General features: G+C 70.7%; 17 protein-coding genes. 6 read left to right on the top strand and 11 right to left on the bottom strand.

Features of this window, described 5'->3' with window-relative positions:
- Positions 1-37: 37 nt before the first annotated feature.
- From D7W82_RS18850 to D7W82_RS18840, 3 genes are all read right to left on the bottom strand, one after another.
- Positions 38-832: a tRNA1(Val) (adenine(37)-N6)-methyltransferase gene (locus tag D7W82_RS18850; RefSeq protein WP_120619674.1), complete on the bottom strand. Its 795-nt coding sequence runs from the start codon at positions 830-832 to the stop codon at positions 38-40.
- A gap of 10 nt (positions 833-842) precedes the next feature.
- Positions 843-1,988: a DUF1015 family protein gene (locus D7W82_RS18845; RefSeq protein ID WP_120619673.1), complete on the bottom strand. Its 1,146-nt coding sequence runs from the start codon at positions 1,986-1,988 to the stop codon at positions 843-845.
- 67 nt (positions 1,989-2,055) lie between these two features.
- On the bottom strand, positions 2,056-3,312 hold the full coding sequence (locus D7W82_RS18840; protein WP_171424931.1) for a hypothetical protein: 1,257 nt from the start codon (positions 3,310-3,312) through the stop codon (positions 2,056-2,058).
- A 95-nt stretch (positions 3,313-3,407) separates the two neighbouring features.
- Between D7W82_RS18840 and D7W82_RS18835 the strand changes: the two genes are divergently transcribed.
- On the top strand, positions 3,408-4,820 hold the full coding sequence (locus tag D7W82_RS18835; protein WP_120619671.1) for a deoxyribodipyrimidine photo-lyase: 1,413 nt from the start codon (positions 3,408-3,410) through the stop codon (positions 4,818-4,820).
- 104 nt (positions 4,821-4,924) lie between these two features.
- Positions 4,925-5,248: a polyhydroxyalkanoic acid system family protein gene (locus D7W82_RS18830; RefSeq protein ID WP_120619670.1), complete on the top strand. Its 324-nt coding sequence runs from the start codon at positions 4,925-4,927 to the stop codon at positions 5,246-5,248.
- A 34-nt stretch (positions 5,249-5,282) separates the two neighbouring features.
- On the opposite strand, the gene D7W82_RS18825 is transcribed toward D7W82_RS18830, so the two are convergent.
- The 6 genes from D7W82_RS18825 to D7W82_RS18800 form a co-directional block, all read right to left on the bottom strand.
- Positions 5,283-7,022: a protein-glutamate O-methyltransferase gene (locus D7W82_RS18825; RefSeq protein WP_120619669.1), complete on the bottom strand. Its 1,740-nt coding sequence runs from the start codon at positions 7,020-7,022 to the stop codon at positions 5,283-5,285.
- Positions 7,016-8,017 carry a chemotaxis protein CheB gene (locus D7W82_RS18820; protein ID WP_120619686.1) on the bottom strand — a complete coding sequence of 334 codons (1,002 nt, stop codon included), beginning with the start codon at positions 8,015-8,017 and terminating at the stop codon, positions 7,016-7,018. Before D7W82_RS18820 ends, D7W82_RS18825 begins: the two co-directional genes overlap by 7 nt.
- 37 nt (positions 8,018-8,054) lie before the next feature.
- A complete protein-coding gene (locus D7W82_RS18815) occupies positions 8,055-10,370 on the bottom strand; it encodes a hybrid sensor histidine kinase/response regulator (RefSeq protein ID WP_120619668.1) in 2,316 nt (771 codons plus the stop codon).
- Between the two features lie 62 nt (positions 10,371-10,432).
- Positions 10,433-11,692 (bottom strand): methyl-accepting chemotaxis protein, encoded by a 1,260-nt coding sequence (locus D7W82_RS18810; RefSeq protein ID WP_120619667.1) that lies wholly within the window; start codon positions 11,690-11,692, stop codon positions 10,433-10,435.
- A gap of 5 nt (positions 11,693-11,697) precedes the next feature.
- Positions 11,698-12,120, bottom strand: a complete 423-nt coding sequence (locus D7W82_RS18805) for a Frizzy aggregation protein FrzB (protein WP_233587794.1) — start codon at positions 12,118-12,120, stop codon at positions 11,698-11,700.
- Positions 12,117-12,599 (bottom strand): chemotaxis protein CheW, encoded by a 483-nt coding sequence (locus tag D7W82_RS18800; protein WP_120619666.1) that lies wholly within the window; start codon positions 12,597-12,599, stop codon positions 12,117-12,119. The genes D7W82_RS18805 and D7W82_RS18800 overlap by 4 nt, the downstream gene beginning before the upstream one ends.
- A gap of 180 nt (positions 12,600-12,779) precedes the next feature.
- Here D7W82_RS18800 and D7W82_RS18795 point away from each other — a divergent pair, with 180 nt between their 5' ends.
- Positions 12,780-13,643: a response regulator gene (locus D7W82_RS18795; protein WP_120619665.1), complete on the top strand. Its 864-nt coding sequence runs from the start codon at positions 12,780-12,782 to the stop codon at positions 13,641-13,643.
- Positions 13,644-13,655: 12 nt separating this feature from the next.
- Here the strand turns inward: D7W82_RS18795 and D7W82_RS18790 are convergent, their stop codons facing one another.
- A complete protein-coding gene (locus D7W82_RS18790) occupies positions 13,656-14,357 on the bottom strand; it encodes a hypothetical protein (RefSeq protein ID WP_120619664.1) in 702 nt (233 codons plus the stop codon).
- A 32-nt stretch (positions 14,358-14,389) separates the two neighbouring features.
- Positions 14,390-15,700: a radical SAM protein gene (locus D7W82_RS18785; protein WP_120619663.1), complete on the bottom strand. Its 1,311-nt coding sequence runs from the start codon at positions 15,698-15,700 to the stop codon at positions 14,390-14,392.
- A 181-nt stretch (positions 15,701-15,881) separates the two neighbouring features.
- On the opposite strand from D7W82_RS18785, the gene ald reads away from it, so the two are divergent.
- The 3 genes from ald (at position 15,882) to D7W82_RS18770 (ending at position 18,815) form a co-directional block, all read left to right on the top strand.
- Positions 15,882-17,009, top strand: coding sequence for an alanine dehydrogenase (gene ald / locus D7W82_RS18780; protein ID WP_120619662.1), 1,128 nt, complete (start codon positions 15,882-15,884; stop codon positions 17,007-17,009).
- 259 nt (positions 17,010-17,268) lie between these two features.
- Positions 17,269-17,913 carry a sigma-70 family RNA polymerase sigma factor gene (locus D7W82_RS18775; protein WP_120563274.1) on the top strand — a complete coding sequence of 215 codons (645 nt, stop codon included), beginning with the start codon at positions 17,269-17,271 and terminating at the stop codon, positions 17,911-17,913.
- A 50-nt stretch (positions 17,914-17,963) separates the two neighbouring features.
- Positions 17,964-18,815, top strand: coding sequence for an anti-sigma factor (locus D7W82_RS18770; RefSeq protein WP_120619661.1), 852 nt, complete (start codon positions 17,964-17,966; stop codon positions 18,813-18,815).
- Positions 18,816-19,102: the final 287 nt, after the last annotated feature.

Raw genomic sequence — 19,102 nt, 5'->3', positions numbered from 1 at the left:
GCCGCACCCGGGGTGCTACGAAAACCGCCTGGGTGTGTCAGCCCACCATGGCGCTGACTTCATCCGTGAAGGCCGCGTCCTCGTCCGCGTGGACCACGAGCGGCGGCAACACGGTGAGGTCCGCCCGTCCGCCCTTCACCGCGTGGAGCAGCACCAGCTTCGCGGGCCGGTCCGCGCGCGGATGCACCATGCGCACCGTGCGCGGCTCCAGTTGCAGCGTGCGCAGCACCGACACCAGCTCGCTGAAGCGCGACGCCGGGTACACCATGCACAGCGCGCCCCGGGGCACGAGCAGATAGGCCGCCGCGCGCACTACGTCCGGCAGCTCGCAGGCAAGCTCATGCCGCGCGAGCGCCTTCTCCAGCGACAGGTTGCTCTGGCCCGCGGTGCGCGCGCGGTACGGCGGGTTGCACAGCACGTGGCCAAAGCTGCTCGCGGGGAACGTCTCCGCCACGCGCCGCAGGTCGCCCTGCACCAGCGTCACCGCGCCCTCGCAGCGGTTCAGGTACACGTTGCGCTCGGCCAGGGAGAAGAGGCCCGGCTGCAGCTCCAGCGCGGTGATGTCCGTGCGTCCCAGCCGGCGGGCCAGCACCAGCGGGATGATGCCGCACCCGGTGCCCAGGTCGAGCAGCCGTCCCCGGTGCGCCCCCGCCTCGAACACCGCGAAGTGCGCCAGCAGCACGGGGTCCAACGTGAAGCGGTAGCCCAGCCGTCGCTGGAGCACCTGCACCTCGCCGCCGCAGATGGCGTCGAGCGTCTCCCCCGGGCCGGGCTCCAACCGCAGCCGCACCCGATGGGGCCAGTCCTGCGCGGTGCCGGTCAGCGCACGCACTCAGGGGCCGTCAGGCTTCGGGATCCAGGAAGAGCAACCCCGCGGGCACGCGCGGCTCCACGCGCAGGGTGCGCGGAGGCAGCGTGGCCTGGGCCTCCATCACCGCCCTCACCTCCCACACCGGCGGAGGGTTGAGCGCGAAGCCTGCCTGGAACGTGCCGGACTCCACCCCCGCCACCAGCGCCTCCAGGCCGTGCACCGGGAAGACTTGAGGATGTCCGGACGCCTCCGGCTCCTGGATGCCCAGCACCGTGCGCAGCACCAGCGCGTTGAGCAGCGCCAGGTCCAGGCTGCGCAGCGTGGGGTTGCGAGGCGCGCCCTTCAGGTGCGCCAGATCCAACCCCTGGCGGAAGCGCAGGATGCGGCCCCGGCCTCCCGGCAGCACCAGCAGCACCGCGTGCTGTCCGGGCACCAGCGTGGCCAGCCGCTCGCGCGCGGCGGCGAGCCCCTGCGGCGTGGTGAGGGGCGCGTCCAACTCCGTCACGCGCGCGTACGCGGCCACCAGGGTGAGGAAGGTGTCTTCCTTGAACGTCTCCACGCCCTTCAGGGCACGGTGGATGGGGCACAGCTCCAGGCCCGGCTCGGACAGCGGCACCACCGCGGCCAGCGTCTGGCCCTGCTCGCTCAGGGCCGCCAGGGGCCGCATGGGGGCCTCGTCCAGCACCGCCTGCAGGCGCTTGGAGACCGGGGACGGTTCGATGCGCAGGAGCGACACCGGGCGGCCGTCGTACTGGCCCTTCCAGACGGAGATGCCACGCTCGGCTGCTTCCGCCAGCAGGGCCCGGAGGGCGCCGTGGTCATCCGCCACCAGCGTGACGGCGGGCTCCACCTCCCACGCGCGAGGCCGGTACGGGTCCTGCTCCAGCGACGGCACCGCGTCCGGCGTCAGCGCGCACAAGAGGTAGCGCACCGGAGGACCGGAGAAGCGGCCCGCGGGGCCGTGCAGCTCCACGACGTAGAGGGCGGGACGCGCGTCCTTCAGCAGCCCGCCCGAGTCCCGCAGCCGGCGCAGCTCGGCGCTCGGGTTCGCGGCCTCCAGCAGGGGCCGCACGTGCGTGGGCAGCGGGGCTGCGTTTCCGCGAGGAGGACCGTCTCCGGGCTCCAGCGAGGAGTCCAGCGACGTCAGGAGGGCCGAGAACGGGAGGACGCGCGCCATACCGGGGAAAGGTGATGCCGCCCCTTCCCCCGCGCCAGGACGCCTGCTCGCCCGTCCGCCAGGCCGTCTACCACCAGACGTTCTTGTAGGGCCGGTCCTTGGCGCTGCGCAGGGCGGACCGGTCCACGCTCTCCTCCCACAGCAGGCTCACGGTGGTGATGGCGCCCGCGGACCCCAGGAAGGACAGCACGTAGGGGGTGGACTGGTTGAAGCCGCCCAGCACCAGGCCGGAGATGAGCAGCACCGCCGCGCCCACGCCGCCGCCGAAGAGGTCCGCGCGGAGGATCTGCGACGCCGTGGGGTTGTAGCGCATGGTCGCCAGGGCCAGCACACCCGCGCCCACTCCCGGGGAGATGAGCAGCATGTCCTTCCACGTCTTGCCGGAGATGGACGTGCCGGAGAAGTGCACGATGGCGAGGAACAGCGCGCTGTACGCCGCCGCCCAGCCCGCGCCGGACGCCACCAGCAGGCCGTCCGAGAGCGGCAGCTGCCCGCCGCCGATGCCCGCCGTCAGCCACGCGCCCAGCTCCGCGCCCAGGAACGCGGACCAGGTGAGCACGCCCGGGTCCTGGGTGATGAGGTCCATGAAGCCCGCGAGGAACATGCCGCCAATGCCCGAGTTGAGGATGGTGAAGTTCGCCATGGGCGTGTCCACCCAGTTGTTGAACTGCCACCACGCGGAGGCGCCGAAGCCCAGGCCCGCGCCGATGAGGGTGCCCGCGAGCATGGACTCGCGCGAGCTGCGGTCGAAGTTGAACTCCTTGTTGAACGCCTGCGTGAAGAAGCCGCCCAGCGCGCCCAGGGCCGTGTGGTGCAGCACGAAGCGCGTGCTGCCGGGACCGGACAGGAACGGCCCCCGGCGGCGCTGGCCGTCCAGGAACACGCCGTTGTCCTCCGGCGGCGGGCGGAGCCGCGAGGCGGCCGTCGCGGTCTCGTCGCGGATGGACTCCGGACGCACCTCCCGCGTGCCTTCCGTCAACGGGGCCTGCGGCTCGGTGCGCAGGCGGTCCGGATCCGGCGGCGCGAGGGGCGCGTCGCTCGCGCGGGGAGGCGCTTCCTCCGGGTTCGTCTGGGGCGAGGCCTGCGTGGGCGGCGGATACGACTGCCCCTCGGCGTCGCTGGAGGGCGTCACGGGCCGGGGTTCTTCCGCCTGGGGCTCGGCCTGCGAGGACGGCGCCGGGTACATGCCCGGCGCGGGCGGAGGCGGCGGCTGCGGCGCGGGATAGACGCCCGTGCCACCCGCCTGCGCGAGCGCGAGGCCCGGCAACATCAGCGCGATCGCGAGGACGGTGACAGGGAGGTTCCAGGTTCGACGGTGTGACACGCGAGGGGCTCCTTGGGTCCGGCCGTCCGGCAGAAAACCACAACCGGTGCGCGCGTGTTGGTTTTCCGCCGCGTGTCGAAGATTCTCGCGCGCCCATGCCCGAAGGCATCTCGTGGTCCGAACTCGGCGTCGACTCCGCCCGCGTGCAGGCGGTGAACGAGGCCCCCTTTCCTCCTGGTCAACGCGACTTCGTCCTCTACTGGTGCATGGTGAACCATCGGTGGGAGGAGAACCACGCGCTGGACGCCGCCATCGCGCTGGGCAACCACCTGGGCCTGCCCGTCGTCGTGTACCAGGCCCTCCGCCCGGACTACCCCTACGCGTCGGAGCGGCTCCACGCGTGGGCCCTGGAGGGCATGGCGGACATGGCGAAGGGCTGCGCCGCGCGTGGCCTGCCGTACTGGCTGGAGCTGCCGCGCACGAAGAAGGAGCACAAGCCGCGGCTCGCGAGCCTGGGCCGGCGCGCGGCGGCCGTCGTGTCGGACCTGTTCCCCACGTACATCATCCCGGGCCACCTGCGCGGCGCGGCGAAGGCGCTGCGGGTGCCGCTCATCGCCGTGGACGCCTCCTGCGTGGTGCCCATGCAGCGCATCCCCGCCGCCCAGGTGGGCGCGTACGCGCTGCGCCCCAAGCTGCGCAAGCTGTGGCCGGAGTACCTGGAGCGCACGCTGCCCAGGCGAAAGCCCCGCGTGTCGGGCGCGAAGCTCCAGCCGGACTTCGAGCTGTCCGACGCCGTGAAGGCCCGCGCCGCGCTGGACACGTTCGCGCTGGATCACTCCGTGAAGCCCCTCTCCGAACGCGGCGGACGCAAGGCGGGCCTCAAGGCCCTGGACGCGTTCCTGAACGAGCGGCTGGAGGGCTACGACACCGGCCGGAATGATCCGGGCCTGGGCCAGCAGTCCAACCTGTCGCCCTGGTTCCACTGGGGCAACCTCTTCCCCGGCGAGGCGGCGCGCGCGGCCATCGCGGCGAAGGGCAAGGACCACCCCGCCGTGCAGTCCTTCGTGGAGGAGCTGCTCGTGCGCCGCGAGCTGGGCTTCAACTACTGCTTCCACACGCCCGGCCCGAAGCAGCTGAGCACGGACTCCCTGCCCCCCTGGGCGCGCGAGACGCTGTCGCGCCACCGGAAGGATCCGCGCCCGCATCTCTACTCCTTCGAGGAGCTGGCTCAGGGCCGCACGCAGGACCCGCTCTGGAACGCGTCCCAACGCGAGCTGAGGGAGCGCGGGCGGATCCACAACTACCTGCGCATGCTCTGGGGGAAGAAGATATTGGAGTGGAGCCCCACACCGGAGGAGGCGCTGGCCCGCATCGCGCGGCTCAACGACACCTACGCGGTGGACGGGCGCGACCCGGCGAGCGTCTCCAACTTCATGTGGGTCCTGGGACTGCACGACCGGCCCTTCCAGGAGCGCCCGGTGATTGGGAAGGTCCGGCCCATGAGCTCGCTGCGCACCGCGGAGAAGTTCGACCTGGACCCGTACCTGGAGCGCTGGGGCGCCCGGTAGGCAGCCGGTGGACACACCCCTGAAGACAGCGGTTCACTTTCCGGCCCGGGGTCACTAAACCGGACGGACGCACCCGCTTTCGCGGAATGAATCAGGAGTCAGCCATGGGCACGATGAAGTTCGAGGTCCCCCACAACCTTCCCAAGGATGAGGTCAAGAAGCGCGTCGAGCAGCTCCTTCAGTACTGGGGCTCCAAGTACGGCGTGAAGTCCGACTGGCAGGGCGAAGAGGGCGCGAAGCTCGTCGGCAAGGTGATGGGCATCAACCTGGACGCCAGCTTCGTCATCACGGACAAGGCCATCTCCGGCGAGGGCACCGACCCCGGGATGCTGCTGCGCAGCCAGGCCAAGACGTACATCCAGAAGAAGTTCGGCGCGGTGCTGGATCCGTCCAAGAGCCTGGATCAGGTGAAGGGCAACCTGGACTGAGGCCGTCCGCCGTGCGCCGGGCTGTGCTGCTCCTTCAGCCCGGCTGCTCCTCCAGCGCGGCCAGCGCATAGCGGGCCGCGCGGGAGATGGCCTCCGCGGAGTCGAGCATCTCCGGGTAGTGCCCCGCCAACGGGCGCTGCGGGTACTTCAGCTGCGCGACGGCGTTGCGGTAGCTGCGCCGGGCCGCCTCGAAGTCCTGCGTGCGCTCCTGCACCTGGGCCAGCAGGTAGTGGCCAATGGCCAGCGTGGGCTCCAGGAACAGGGCCTTGGAGAGCTCGGAGCGCGCCTCGGTCAGGCTCCCCGCCTGCATCGCCGCCACCCCGCCAAAGACTCGCGCCTCCACGCACAGCGGCTCGCGCTGGAGCGCCTGACCGAAGGTGTCGCGCGCCTCGTCGATGCGGCCGGTGAGCGAGTACAGGTTGCCCAGCGTCAGGAGCGCGTCCAGGTCGGAGGGCTCATCCACCAGCAGGCGCTTCACGCCGTCGATGGCGGCGGGGAAGTCACCCTGCCCCATCTTCCGCACGGCCATGTTCAAGCGCTCCGCGGGCGGCAGCAGCTGCGGCCACGAACCGCTGGGGCGCGCGGGCGGCGCTTCCGCCAGGGGCCGGGACGCGGGCGGATCCACGCGCACCGCCGCGAAGGAACCCGTCGTCGCGGTCCGGCGCGGAGGCTCCACGGGGCGGGACGGCTCCAGCTTGATGGCGGGGAACTCCCCGGTGCGGCGTCCCAGCGCGCCCAACGCGGGTATCTCCAGGGTGGGCCTGCGCACGGGCGCATCCGGAGCCTTGGCGCCCGCCGCGTCGGTCAGGCCCGCCGTGCGCAGCCGGGACGCGGTCTCCGCGTGGGTCTGCATCCGCTGGCGCAGCTCCACCGCGAAGGACTCCGGGCTGCCCGGCCGGGGCTCCGTCGCCAGGGGCGTCAGCGGCGGCGGCGGACGGGGGCGCTCGCCCAGGGGGCGCCGGTACACGAACGCGCCGTCCACTTCGATCATCTCGAAGCGGTCATAGACCTTGAACAGGCTCTCCGAGTACCCCAGGAAGAGCAGCCCGCCCGGACGCAGCGCCGCGAGGAAGCGGTCCATCAGCCCGCGGATGGTGGGCAGGTCGAAGTAGATGATGACGTTGCGGCAGAGGATGAGATCCAACGACGCGGGCGCCACCTTGTCGAACACCGGCGCGGCCAGGTTCTGGCCATCGAAGCGGATGTACTCACGCAGGATGGGAGACGCCTCGTAGCCGTCCTCCACGGGCCGGAAGAAGCGCTTGAGCCGCTCCGGCCCGATGGCCATCGCGCGACGCGTGGTGAAGCGCCCCTGCCGCGCGGCCTCCACCGCGGCCAGGTTCAGGTCGGTGGCCCACAGGTCCACCTCCACCGCGAGCGCGCCCAGCTCCGCCATCACCAGCGCCAGGCTGTAGGGCTCCTCGCCCGTGGCGCAGCCCGCGGACCAGATGGACACCTTGCGCATCTCGCGCCGGGCCCGCGCGAGCAGCTCCGGCAGCACGCTCTGCTCCAGCGCGCGGAACTGCTTCGCGTCGCGGAAGAACTCCGTGTGCCCCACCGTCACCAGCGGCAGGAGCGCGCGCAGCTCCTCCTCACCGCTCGCGCTCGTCAGCTTCTGCAGGTACCTCTCCGGGTCGCTCAGCCCCAGCACGGGCATTCGCGTGGACAGGGCGAGCCGCAGGCTGTGGTAGCCATCCAGGGTGATCTTCAGCCCCGCGCGTTCCAGGAGGAGCGCGGACAGCTGCTGGAGCACCTTGTTGCCCACGTTCAGCACGCGTCCACCCACTGCACGAGCGTCGGCGCGATGGTGCCCAGCGGCAGCACCTGCTGCGCCGCGCCCAGGAGCACGGCCTCGCGAGGCATGCCGTAGACGACGCACGTGGCCTCGTCCTGCGCGATGGTGCGCCCGCCCCGCTCGCGAATCTCCTTCAACCCCCTGGCGCCGTCCCGGCCCATGCCCGTCAGGATGACGCCAATGCACCTCTTGCCGAAAGACTCCCCGGCCGAAGTGAGCAGCATGTCACACGAGGGGCGGAAGCCCCGCAGGGCAGGTCCTGTATCCAGTTCCAGACGGCCGTCCGGCTTCACCAGCAGATGTCCTCCCGAAGGGGCGATGTACACCGTGCCCGGCTCCATCCACGCGTCATGCGTCGCCTCGACGACGCGCAGCGCCGTCTCCGTGGACAGCCAGTGCGCCAGGCCTTCCGTGAAGCCCTGGCTGATGTGTTGACAGTAGGCGATGGGCGCGGGGAAGCCCCGCGGAATCATCCGCAGCACCGTCGCGACGGCCTTGGGCCCGCCCAGCGAGGCAGCCAGCGCCACCAGGGGGAACGGCGCGGTGGGCCCCTCCTGCACCGGCTGCCGGGCCTTGGACGAGGAAGGCGGCGAGCGCACCCCCTTCACCTGGGCCAGCATCACCAGCTTGCGGTTCACCGCGTGCCAGAAGTCCGGCCCCGGAGTCATGGGCCGGTCCATCACGTCCAGCGCGCCCAGGGCCAGCGCCTGGAACGCCTGCTGGCCGGTGAGCACGCCCGGGTGCAGCGCGAGGATGGGCGTGGGGCGCTGGGCCATGATGCGCTCGATGGCGCTCAGCGCCTCCGAGGACACCAGGTCCACCAGCAGCACGTCCGGGAAGTGGCGGCGCACCACCGCCTCCGCGCCCACGAAGTCCGCCTCTGGCGGGCCCACGGCGACCAGGGACTCTCCCTCGAAGAGCCCGCGCACCAGCCCGCGCAGGCCCCGCCCCACCAGGAGTACCCGGAACGCCAGTCCCATCACCGCCGTGCCGCCGCCCACGAGAGGCTCCTCAGGTCAGCCGATCGATGGACTGCGCCAGGATCTCCACCCCCAGCTCGCCCTTCACCAGGTACGCATCCGCGCCCGCATCCAGGCCGCGCCGCTTGTCCTCCGGCGACGCGAGCGACGACAGGATGATGACCGGGATGCGCGCCACGGCGGGCGTGCCCTTCAGCCGCCGCGTGAGGGAGAAGCCGTCCAGCTTCGGCATCTGCACGTCGGTGAGGATGAGGTCGTACGTGTTCGACTGCACCTTCACGTACGCCTCCTCGCCGTCCTGGGCCTCCTCCACGGAGTGGCCCAGCGCCTTGACGAGCGCGCCCTCCGTCGCACGCGCGATGGGCGAGTCGTCCACCAGCAGCACGCGCAGCCGGCGGCTGGCGGGCGCCTGGGTGACGGGGCGGGCCATGCGGCGCACCTCCGTCATGATGTCCGGCACGTGCAGCAGCACCGCGATGCGCCCGTCCTCCAGCGCCGCCGTGCCCGCGATGAACGGCGCGCCCTTGAGGAACTCTCCTCCACAGGGCTTCACCGCCACCTCGCGCTCGTCCACGAAGCCGTCCACCACCAGCGCGGCGTAGTCGTCGCCGTGGCGCACCACCACCGCGGGGGGCTTGTCGAAGCGGTTGCCGCCGTTGAGGCCCAACAGCGGCCCCAGCGCCACGAGCGCCGTGGGCTTGCCCCGGTGCCGCACCGCCAGCGTGCCGAAGACCTCCATGCGGTCATCCGGCTTGATGCGCATGACGGCCACCACGTCCGCGGCGGGCATGCCGTAGACGTCGTCGCCCAGGCGCACCAGCAGCACCTTCATGAGGGCCAGCGACTGAGGCAGGCGCAGCGTGATGGTGGTGCCGCGGCCCTGGCGGCTCTGCACGCCCACGGAGCCGCCCAGCGTCTCCACCTTGCGCTTCACCACGTCCATGCCCACGCCTCGGCCGGACAGCTCGCTGACCTGTTCGCGCGTGGAGAAGCCGGGGCGGAAGATGAGCTCGATGGCCTCGCGCTCCGACAGCGCGGCGGCCTGCACCGGCGACAGCAGGCGCTTGTTGATGGCCACCTGCTTGAGCCGCTCGGTGTCCATGCCGCGGCCGTCGTCCTCCACCTCGATGTGGAGCATGTCGCCGTCCACGCGCACGCGGATGCGGATGCGGCCCTGGGCGGGCTTGCCCATCTGCTGGCGGAAGTCCGCCGACTCCAGGCCGTGGTCCACCGCGTTGCGCAACAGGTGCACCAGCGCGTCACGCACGTCGGCCAGCATGGACCGGTCCACGCCGATGTCGGCGTTCTCGATGACCAGGTCCACTTCCTTGTTCTGCGTCTTCGCGATGTCGCGCACCGCGCGAGGGAACGCGTCGAACACGGTGGACAGCGGCACCAGGCGCGCCTCGGCCACGTGGTCCGCCAGCTGGGCCAGGTTGCCGTGCAGCGTGTTGATGCCGTCCCCGTTGCGGCGCACGAAGCGGAACGCGTCGTCGCGCAGCATGTGCAGGTCCGCCTCCGCGCGCTCCAGCTCCTTGCGGATGGTGTCCGGGACGTCCACGTCCTCGGAGATGCGCAGGAAGCGGTCGCCCAGGCGGCTGAAGCGCTCGAAGAGCTGCGCCGTCTCCGTGCTGCGGAGCCGGCCGCGCGCGCTCTCCACCAGCAGGTCGCCGGCGAGCAGGCCCAGCGAGTCCAGCACCTCCACGTTCACGCGGATGCTGCGGTCCGCGATGGAGTTGCTCTTCGCGGCGCTGGGCGCCTCCTCCTCCTTCGCGGCCGGCGGATGCGGCGCGGCCACGGCGACGGGCTCCGCCACGCGGGGCGGGGCCTGCACGGGCGCGGCCACCGGGGCCTGGGCCACGACGGGCGCGGCGACAGGTGGGGCCACCGGAGCCTGCACGGCCGGCGGAGGCTGCGCGGCGGAGGCGGCGGGCCTGCGCACCGGGCCCAGGGCGGGCACGGGGTGGCCGGACACCTCCGACAGCGCCTTGACCATCTCCTCGGTGACGGACGTGCCGGTGTGGGCCGCGTCCAGGTCCTCGATGAGGTCCGACAGCACGTCGCAGGCACGGAGCATGACGTCCGTGGCCGTCTCGGTGGCCGTCTTTCCTTCGCGCTCGGCGCGCAGGACGTCCTCGGCGGCGTGCGCGAGCTGCCCGATGGCGGCCAGACCCAACATGCGGGCCTCGCCCTTCATCGTGTGCAGTTCGCGCGCGACGTCGTCCGCGGCCTGATCCGCGGTCTCCTTCTCCAGGTCGATGACTCCCAGCTGGATCTTCTGGAGTCGGTCGGCCGTGACCTCCTGGAACTTCTTCAGGAGGGATTTCTTGAGGGCCTCGGTGTCCATGGGTCGCGGGCGTCAGGGCGCTGGTGGCGCCCCTCGACCCATTTCTCCCCTCAGGAGAACGCCTAGTCGGCCTTGAACCGCTTGATGAGCTCCGCGAGCCGGCCCGCGAGCTGGGTGAGCTCGGCGGCCGCCCCGGTGGCCTGCTTCGACGCCTGCGTCGTCTGGCGGGTCACGTCCTCGATCTCCGCCATGGACGCCACCACCTGCTCGGTGGCCGTGCGCTGCTGCTGGGTCGCCAGGTTGATGACCCGGGCCGCGTCGCTCGTCTCCTGCACGCCGGCGAGGATGCCCTCCACCGCCTGCGCCGCCACCGCGCCCAACTTCTCGCCGGACTCCGTGGCGTGCTTGGACGCGTCCGCGGCGCCCGCGGCGGCCTGCGTGGCCTCGCGGATCTCGGTGATGAGGTTCTTGATCTCCTTGGTGGACTCCAGGACGTTCTCCGCCAGGCGGCGCATCTCCGCCGCGACGATGGAGAAGCCCTTGCCCGCCTCACCCGCGCGGCTGCCTTCCAGCGCCGCGTTGAGCGCGAGCAGGTCGGAGCGGTCCGCGATCTCGTCGATCACCTCCACCACCGTGCCAATGCGCTCCACGCGCTTGGACAGCTTGGAGATGGAGTCCGCCACCGCGACGCCGTCGCTGCGGATCTGCTGCATGGCCTGGATGAACTCGCCAATGGCGCCACGGCCCGCGCGGGCCGCGCCCAGCGTCTCCTCCGCCACGCGCGCCACGCTGCCCGCGTTCTCCGCGATCTGCGCGGAGGCGTGCTTCAGCTCCTCCATGGTCGCGGTCGTCTCGTGGATGGCCGCGGCCTGCTCGGTGGAGGACGTCTCGTGCTGCGTGGACGCCGCCAGCACCTGATTGGCGGAGGACGACAGCCGCAGCGCGGCCTCGTTGATCTCCCGCACGAAGATGCGCAGCGTCTCAATGACCTTGCCGAAGCCCTCCAGCAGGGGCCCGAGCTGGGGGTCCTCGGTGGACGTGTTCCAGCGCGACAGGTCGCCTTCACGCACCAGGATGATGAGCGAGTCGAGCGCCTGATCGATCTCCTGCGCCGCCACCTGCTTGCGGTGCTCCGCGGAGGAGAACTGCTCCAGCACCTGGTTGAGCAGGTGGCCGAAGCCGGTGGTGTCCGCCTGCACGCGGTCCTGCGGCACGCGCGCGTTCAGGTTGCCGGCCAGCACCGACATCAACGTGTCGGTGAAGGGCTTGAACGGATCCGTCACCGTGTTGGCGATGACGGACTCCGCGCCGGCCTTCGCGCCCGGGGACTTCCTCGCGCCGCGAGACTTCGCGGGCTTCTCGTTGGGGCTCTCCAGGGACATGTGTGTCAGTGCCTTCCTTGCGTCTTCAAGGTTTCCGCCAAATCAATGAGCAACACGGGACGGCCCGCCCCTTCATCCAGGTCGAGGCAGACGCCCACCGCATATGAAGCCGCCGCGGCGGCGGCCGGCATGCGGCGCAGCCCGGCGAGCGGGATGGTGCGTACCCCGTTGACGGCGTCCACCTTCAGGTGGCCCTCGCCCTCGGGGGTGTCGAACACGAGCGCGCGGTGGCCCTTGTGGGGCAGGCCCAGCTCGCGCACGGTCAGGTCGTCCGGGAGCGCCCGGTCGATGCGCAGCACGGACGACGCGTCCGTGCCGTACTCCGAATCACCAATCTGGAAGAAGAGGACGTCCACCTCTCCCACGGCCCGGTCCTGATCCGCGTCTAGTCCGGGGGCTTCCTCATCCAGCAGGACGTTGCCGCTCATCGCACCACCGCGCGCTGACGGGCCGTCTGCAGGAGCTTGGAGAAGTTGAGCAGGTTGAGGCCATCCGCCGGCCCTGAACCCTGCACCACGCCCAGGAGGTGCTCCGCGGCCTGATCACCGCCCAGGGGCGGCGGCAGGATGTCCGCCACGGGGATGCGGCGCAGGCCGAGCACGGTGTCCGCCACCACGCCGGACACGTAGTTGCCGCTGACGCCCACGAAGATGCGGGTGCGCGGACCGATGCGCGCCTCGCCCTTGCTGAGGAAGCGCAAGAGGTCCACCACGGGATGCACCTGGCCGCGGTGGCCGGTGACGCCCAGGATGAAGGACGGCGTGCGCGGCAGCGGCGTGAGCAGCCCGGCGCGCAGCACCTCGAGCACGTTCTCACTGGGGACGCCGAAGCGCAGCTCGCCCACGCGGAAGCAGAAGAATTCCTGCTCCGGCCGGGCCTGGGCGGCCACCGTACGGTCTGGCGCCATGCGCAAGGCGCGTTGGAGGGGGGAGGAGGTCGGGGTCAAGGCAGCGAAGTATCCAAGACCGGGAGAAAGGGGGTCAAGGGTCCTTCGTCCAATGCCGGACCGGCCGCCTGCTCTCCGTTTCGATGGTCCATCGTGACCCAAAGGTGTAGGGTTGTGCGCTGGCAGCCCCTGAGGAGGACGATGTCCCGCGTACTGGTCATTGACGACAGCCCGATGCTTCTGGAGCTCACCGTCCGGGCCCTGACGGCCGCCGGCTACGAGGCCATTGGCGCGCCGGACCTGGCTACGCTCAACCAGAAGCTCACCGAGGGCCCGTTCGCGCTCATCCTCATGGACGTGAACATGCCGGAGATGTTCGGCGACGACGTCGTCGAGTACCTCCGCACGGTGAAGGGCGTCACGTCCAAGCTCGTCCTCTACTCCGACATCTCGGAGCAGGAGCTGGAAGCGAAGGTGAAGAACTCCGGCGCGGACGGCTACATCCTCAAGAGCGGAGGCCTGGAGGGCGTGCTGGGGGGCGTCATGGGCCTCATCGGCGCCCCGGCGCTGAACATCCCCGTCCCCGCCCCGGCCGCGGCACCCGCCGCCCCTGCTCCCGCCCCGGCTCCGGCCGCACCCGCCACGGGTTCCGGCGGACTCCCCAAGGCCCCGATGGCCGCCGGGGGGCGCAAGCCGCGCATCCTCATCGTGGACGACAGTGAGATGACGGCGCGGATCATCGAAGCGGACCTGGTCTCCAAGGGCTTCGAGGTCCACGTCGCGGACACCGCGGACAAGGCCACGAAGATCATCCTGAAGAAGCAGACGCGCCCGGACCTGGTGCTGCTGGACGTGCGCATGCCCAACGTGAACGGCGAACAGTTCTGCCGCTTCATCAAGAGCAACAGCCTCTTCAAGGGCATCAAGGTGCTGCTGTGCTCCGGTGAGAACGTCGAGGAGCTCCAGCGCATCTGCCGCGAGGCCGGCGCCGACGGCTACATCCCCAAGGACGCCGTGATGGGCAACCTCGTCGCCAAGGAGCTGATGCCCCCTGGCGCCGAGTAGTCGCCGCGCGCCTCAGGGCTTCGCCGCCGCCTCGGGCGTCACGGACGCGTCGGGCGACGCGGTCTCCTGGGCCGGGCAGCTCGTCTTGGCGGCCCGCTCCTGCAGTTGCCCCTGCACCTCCGCGGATTTCGCCTCGGAGGGCTTCGCGTTCTCCACGAAGCGCTGGTACGCGGCCAGCGCCTCGCAGGGCTTGCCCAGCGCGTCGTAGGTCTTCACCAGCGAGTTGAGGATGGGACGCTGGCCGGGCTGGAGGTCGAAGGCCTTCTGCAGCTCCGCCGCGGTCTCCTCGGTGCGCCCCAGCGCCTCCAGCGAGAGGCCGCGCCACACGTGGTAGCTCGCGTTGTCCGGCTGCGCGGCCACCAGCGCGGTGGCCGCCTTCAGCGCCAGCTCCTTCTCCCCGGCGCGCGCGTTGGCCGTGTACGCCAGCTGGAGCAGGACGATGTTGGGGCCGCACTTCTCACCGAACGTGTCCGTCACGCGGGTGAGGCCCTTCATGTCGCCGGTGTCCAACAGCAGCTGCGCCAGCTGCTGCGCCTTCGCCTTGTCGCACGGCGTCTCCGCCAGCTCCTCGCGCAGCTTGCGCACGAGCGGCTTCTTCAGGCCGTGGTCGAACTCCGGCTCCTCGGGCGCCTTGCTGCACGCACCGAGGACGGCGCCGGAGGAGAGACAGAAGACGGCGAGGCGGAACGCGGAACGGAAGGAGGAAGCGGACATGCCGTCCTGCGTAGCCCTTCCCTCCCGGACGGTCAAACCCCTGGCGAGCCCGCGGCGTTCTCCCGTTCATCCAGGCCGCGCGCGAAGTTGCCGATGATCAGCCCCGGCCGCGCCGCCTTCAGCCGCTGGAGCAGCGTGCGGATTCCCACCGGCTCGCCGCCCGCGCCCACGCCGCGCGCGACCTCCAGGTACTGGAGCGGATCAATGCACAAGGAGCGCGTCTGCACCTGATCCACGCGGTACTTGCGCACCAGGTCCTCCAGCGCCCGCACCTCGCCCTCGCGGTCGGTGACGCCGGGGAACAGGAGCAGGTTGAGCGCCAGGTACGCGCCCCGCTCGCGCGCCAGCGCGATGGACGCCTCCACGTCCTCCCAGCCGTACTTCACCGGCTTGTAGTAGGCCTCGTAGAGCCCCTTGGACGCGGCGTTGAGCGACACGCGCACGGCGTCCAGCCCCGCGTCCAGCAGGGCCTCGAGCCCGTGCGTGAGGCTGGCGTTGGTGTTGATGTTGATGGAGCCCCTGTCCGTCTTCGCGCGCATCAGGCGGATGGACTCCGCGATGAACTTCCAGCGCGTGAGCGGCTCGCCCTCGCAGCCCTGGCCGAAGCTCACCATGGTGCGGCCCGGCGCGTGCTCCAGGTGGTACAGGCCGATGGCCGCCATCTCCTCCGCGGAGGGGCCGTCATCCATGCGCTCGTGCGAGGCCGGCGGGCCGTCCGCGGGCTGATCCGAGATGCAGCCCACGCAGCGCGCGTTGCACATCACCGACGCGGGGATGGCGCCCTCGTCGCGCGCGTAGAAGATGTTCTGCGACGTGAAGCACCGGTACAGGAGCGCGCACGTCTTCAGCTGCTTGAGCACGCGGCTGTCCGGGAAGCGCCCCATGTGGGCGGACACCAGGCCCTTCAGCTCCGGCGTGGAGTACGCCTCCGGCTCCCAGTGCGAGCGCCGATCCGTGTGGATGGCCCACGCGAGCGGCCCCTTCTCTCCCCACGCCGCCGCCGTGTACGCCCACTGCGGCAGCACCGGCCCGCTGCCCTTCACCTCTCCGGGCAGGAACGTGCGCGTGTAGCCGGGGGGCAGCAGCGCGCCCACGGCATTGGGCACGAAGGTCTTGCCCCCCACCTTCATCTCGCGCACCAGCTCCAGCTCACCGGAGTCCGGGTTGAGTCCCACGGGCAGGCGGCCAGGCAGGTGCACCAGGCGCCCGGCCGCTGGCAGGGCGATGGGCTTGTCCTGCGGGGGCACCAGCTCCTCTCCGCTGCGCAGGGTGGCGATGAGGTAGGGATGCTCCATGACCCGGCCCTTGGGGTCCGCGAAGAGCAGTTTCGGCGCGTGCGTCATGCGCCGTTAACTAACACGGGTGGGCCGCCCTGCGTCCAACGCCTCGCGTCATACGGATGGATGAATGAGGCCCATCACGGCCGGCCCGTTTCCGCGCCGGAGCGCGCCTTGAAAGCGCTCATGCCCTGGTCTATGGGTCCGCCACGTTTTCCAGGCAGTCCCCCATTCGTCGGAGGCAGTCGTGATCGTCGGAGTTCCCAAGGAGATCAAAACCCGCGAGTACCGTGTCGGCATGGTGCCTGCGGGCGTGCGCGCGCTCACCATGGTGGGGCACACGGTGCTGGTCGAGACGAACGCTGGCGTCGGCTCCGGCATCCCGGATTCGGAGTACCAGCGCGTCGGCGCGCAGATCATCACCAGCGCGGATGAGGTGTGGAAGCGCGCGGAGATGATCGTGAAGGTGAAGGAGCCCATCGCGCCGGAGTACGAGCGCATGCAGCCCGGGCAGATCGTCTACACGTACTTCCACCTGGCCGGCGTCGACCCTGAGCTCACCAAGACGCTGATCAAGAAGAAGGTGACCGCGGTCGCCTACGAGACGCTCCAGCTGGACGACGGCAGCCTCCCGCTGCTCAAGCCCATGTCCGAGGTGGCCGGCAAGATGGCCATCCAGGTGGGCGCCGCGTGCCTGGAGAAGGCCCACGGCGGCAAGGGCATCCTGCTGGGCGGCGTGCCCGGCGTGCGCCGCGGCCGCGTGGCCGTCATCGGCGGTGGCGTGGTGGGCCTGTGCGCCGCCAAGGTCGCCGTCGGCATGGGCGCGGAAGTGACCATCCTGGACGTGAACCTGGAGCGCCTCACCTACCTGGACGACGTGTTCCTCGGCCGCGCGCAGACGCTGGCGTCGGACACGGAGTCCATCGCGCGCACCGTGCGCGAGTCGGACCTCGTCATCGGCGGCGTGCTCATCCCCGGCGGCAAGGCCCCGAAGCTGGTGTCGCGTGAGCTCATCGGCGAGATGGAGCCCGGCTCCGTCGTCGTCGACGTGGCGGTGGACCAGGGCGGCTGCATCGAGACCTGCAAGCCCACCACGCACGACAACCCCACCTTCACCGTGAGCGACGTCGTCCACTACTGCGTGGCGAACATGCCCGGCGCGGTGCCCCAGACGTCCACCTTCGCGCTCACCAACACCACCCGCCCCTACTCGCGGAAGATCGCCGACCTGGGCCTGGTGGAGGCCGTGAAGTCCGACCGCGCCCTCCAGCGCGCCATCAACACCTACAACGGCCACATCACCTACGAGGCCGTCGCCAAGGACATGGGGTACGACTATGTGCCCCTGATGGACGCCCTCGGCGGCAAGAAGTGACGTAGCGGTCGCCTGCTCCACAGCCGGCCAGCCGTGTGCTGGCCGGTTGCCTGGAGTGGCCGTTGGGACGGGTGTCCCGTCCGGTTCCCACCCTGTGGAATAAATGATCCCGCCGGGCGTCTCCGCACTCCAGAAGCGGGCATGCGGGCGGCGCGGCAGGGGAAAGCGTTGTTGACCCGTCTGTTCCGGTGCATAGATTGACCGTTAGGCAGGCGACGCATTCCCCAATCATTTCGGGCCCCTGGAAGGCGGGAGCATGATGCTGGACTTCAGGCAACCCAACCGGACGAAGCAGGAATTCGAAGAGCTGGCGCTGGCGCACCTGGACCCGCTCTATTCGGCGGCGCTCCGGTTGACCAAGAACGAGCGCGACGCCGAGGACCTGGTGCAGGACACCTGCATGCGGGCCTACCGCTTCTTCGACAAGTTCGAGCGCGGGACCAACATCAAGGCCTGGCTCTTCAAGATCCTCACGAACACCTTCATCAACCGCTATCGCCGCAAGGTGAAGGAGCGCACGGTGGTGGAGGGCGTGGAGCGCGAGGCGGTGCATGAGCGCTTCGTGAGCCGGGACGCGACGGACTTCGCGGCCAACCCGGAGCAGTACTTCTTCGACCGGCTCCTGTCGGACGACGTGCTGCGCGCCATCGACTCGCTGCCCATCGACTTCCGGCTGGTGGTCATCCTCGCGGACCTCCAGGAGTTCTCCTACAAGGAGATCGCGGAGATTCTGGAGTGCCCCGTGGGCACCGTGATGAGCCGCCTGTTCCGCGGCCGCAAGCTCCTGCAGAAGACGCTGCGCGAGTACGCGGAAGGTCAGGGCGTATTCCGGCACGACGGTGAGCCGGTGCAGGCCGCCCCCGCGGATCTGGAAGAGTTCCGGCGCCGGAAGAAGGCAGGCTAGAAAGAGGTTGGAGGGGCGTTGCTTCCCTCCGCCCACCTCATCGAGCGCCCATGACCTGCCAGGAACTCGAGCGGTTGCTGTATCCGTACCTCGACGGTGAATTCCAGCCCGAGGAACGCCACGACGTGGAGTCGCATCTCGAAGGCTGCGCCGCGTGTGTCGCGCGGGTGGACGAGGAGATGCAGCTTCGTCAGACGCTTCGCCGCGCGGCGAAGCACTCCATCTCCGCCCAGGGCACGCGCGCGCCGGCGTCGCTGCGCGCGGGCATCCAGTCCGGCCTGCACCGCGAGCACCGCCGCGCGCAGGTGAGCCAGTGGCTGCGCGCCGGGGCCATGGCCCTGGTGGTGGTGACGGTGAGCGGCGGCTGGATGATGTATCAGTCCGGCAAGGCGCAGAAGGCCTCCATCCTGGAGGCCGTGCAGCGCCACACGCGCCAGCGGCCCCTGGAGTTCGTCGCGGGCACGCCGGAGCAGATCGAAGCGTGGTTCAACGACAAGGTGGAGCACCGCATCACCCTGCCCCGCCTGCAGCAGGCGCGGCCCGTGGGCGCGCGCTTCTCCACGCTCAACGGCCAGGAGGTCGTCTACGTCAGCTACGAGACGCAGCCCCGCCTCGGCAACGAGCCCAAGCGCAACATCGGCGTGTTCGTCTATCCGGCGACGGGGCAGCGGGTGATCAAGGACGAGGGCCCCACGGTGGAGAACGTCGCCGTGGACTCGAGCCAGGCGTACAACGTCGTGACGTGGCGTGATCAGGACGTCACCTATGAGCTGGTGACGGACCTGGATGACGCCGCCATCCTGCAGATGCTGCGGGATCAGGAGCACCGCTCGAACGGGCTCGTGCGCCCCGCGCAGGTGAAGGCCGCGGTGAGCGTGCAGCCTGTCTCGCTACAGCCCTGAAGCCCTCGGAAAGCGGGGGCTCGGGTGGTCGGCTGCTCAACTGAATACCGGGCGTTGCGCCCGGTGTGAAGATTGACGGTCCCACACATGGCCGATAGCCTCGACGGCGTCTTCACTCTCGCGCGCCGCCGCTGCTGTCTCTCGCGGTGAAACACCGCGCGCCGCACCCCCAGGATGGCCGTCCCTTCATGTCCAAGCGAATCCTGATCGTCGAAAGCGACGCCACCCTCGCCACCCACCTGCAGCAGGCCCTGGAGGCGCGGGGCTTCTCCGCGCAGACGACGGGC

It is taken from the genome of Corallococcus sp. CA049B (assembly GCF_003611685.1).
Lineage (GTDB): Bacteria > Myxococcota > Myxococcia > Myxococcales > Myxococcaceae > Corallococcus > Corallococcus coralloides.
This window is presented reverse-complemented; position numbering and strand designations above follow the sequence as displayed.

What these genes read in the sequence shown, in the direction of transcription:
- D7W82_RS18845 (WP_120619673.1), bottom strand. Translation starts at nt 1,988, where the DNA reads ATGGCGCGCGTCCTCCCGTTCTCGGCCCTCCTGACGTCGCTGGACTCC.
- D7W82_RS18835 (WP_120619671.1), top strand. Translation starts at nt 3,408, where the DNA reads ATGCCCGAAGGCATCTCGTGGTCCGAACTCGGCGTCGACTCCGCCCGC.
- D7W82_RS18830 (WP_120619670.1), top strand. Translation starts at nt 4,925, where the DNA reads ATGGGCACGATGAAGTTCGAGGTCCCCCACAACCTTCCCAAGGATGAG.
- D7W82_RS18815 (WP_120619668.1), bottom strand. Translation starts at nt 10,370, where the DNA reads ATGGACACCGAGGCCCTCAAGAAATCCCTCCTGAAGAAGTTCCAGGAG.
- D7W82_RS18810 (WP_120619667.1), bottom strand. Translation starts at nt 11,692, where the DNA reads ATGTCCCTGGAGAGCCCCAACGAGAAGCCCGCGAAGTCTCGCGGCGCG.
- D7W82_RS18805 (WP_233587794.1), bottom strand. Translation starts at nt 12,120, where the DNA reads ATGAGCGGCAACGTCCTGCTGGATGAGGAAGCCCCCGGACTAGACGCG.
- D7W82_RS18800 (WP_120619666.1), bottom strand. Translation starts at nt 12,599, where the DNA reads ATGGCGCCAGACCGTACGGTGGCCGCCCAGGCCCGGCCGGAGCAGGAA.
- D7W82_RS18795 (WP_120619665.1), top strand. Translation starts at nt 12,780, where the DNA reads ATGTCCCGCGTACTGGTCATTGACGACAGCCCGATGCTTCTGGAGCTC.
- D7W82_RS18790 (WP_120619664.1), bottom strand. Translation starts at nt 14,357, where the DNA reads ATGTCCGCTTCCTCCTTCCGTTCCGCGTTCCGCCTCGCCGTCTTCTGT.
- D7W82_RS18785 (WP_120619663.1), bottom strand. Translation starts at nt 15,700, where the DNA reads ATGACGCACGCGCCGAAACTGCTCTTCGCGGACCCCAAGGGCCGGGTC.
- D7W82_RS18775 (WP_120563274.1), top strand. Translation starts at nt 17,269, where the DNA reads ATGCTGGACTTCAGGCAACCCAACCGGACGAAGCAGGAATTCGAAGAG.
- D7W82_RS18770 (WP_120619661.1), top strand. Translation starts at nt 17,964, where the DNA reads ATGACCTGCCAGGAACTCGAGCGGTTGCTGTATCCGTACCTCGACGGT.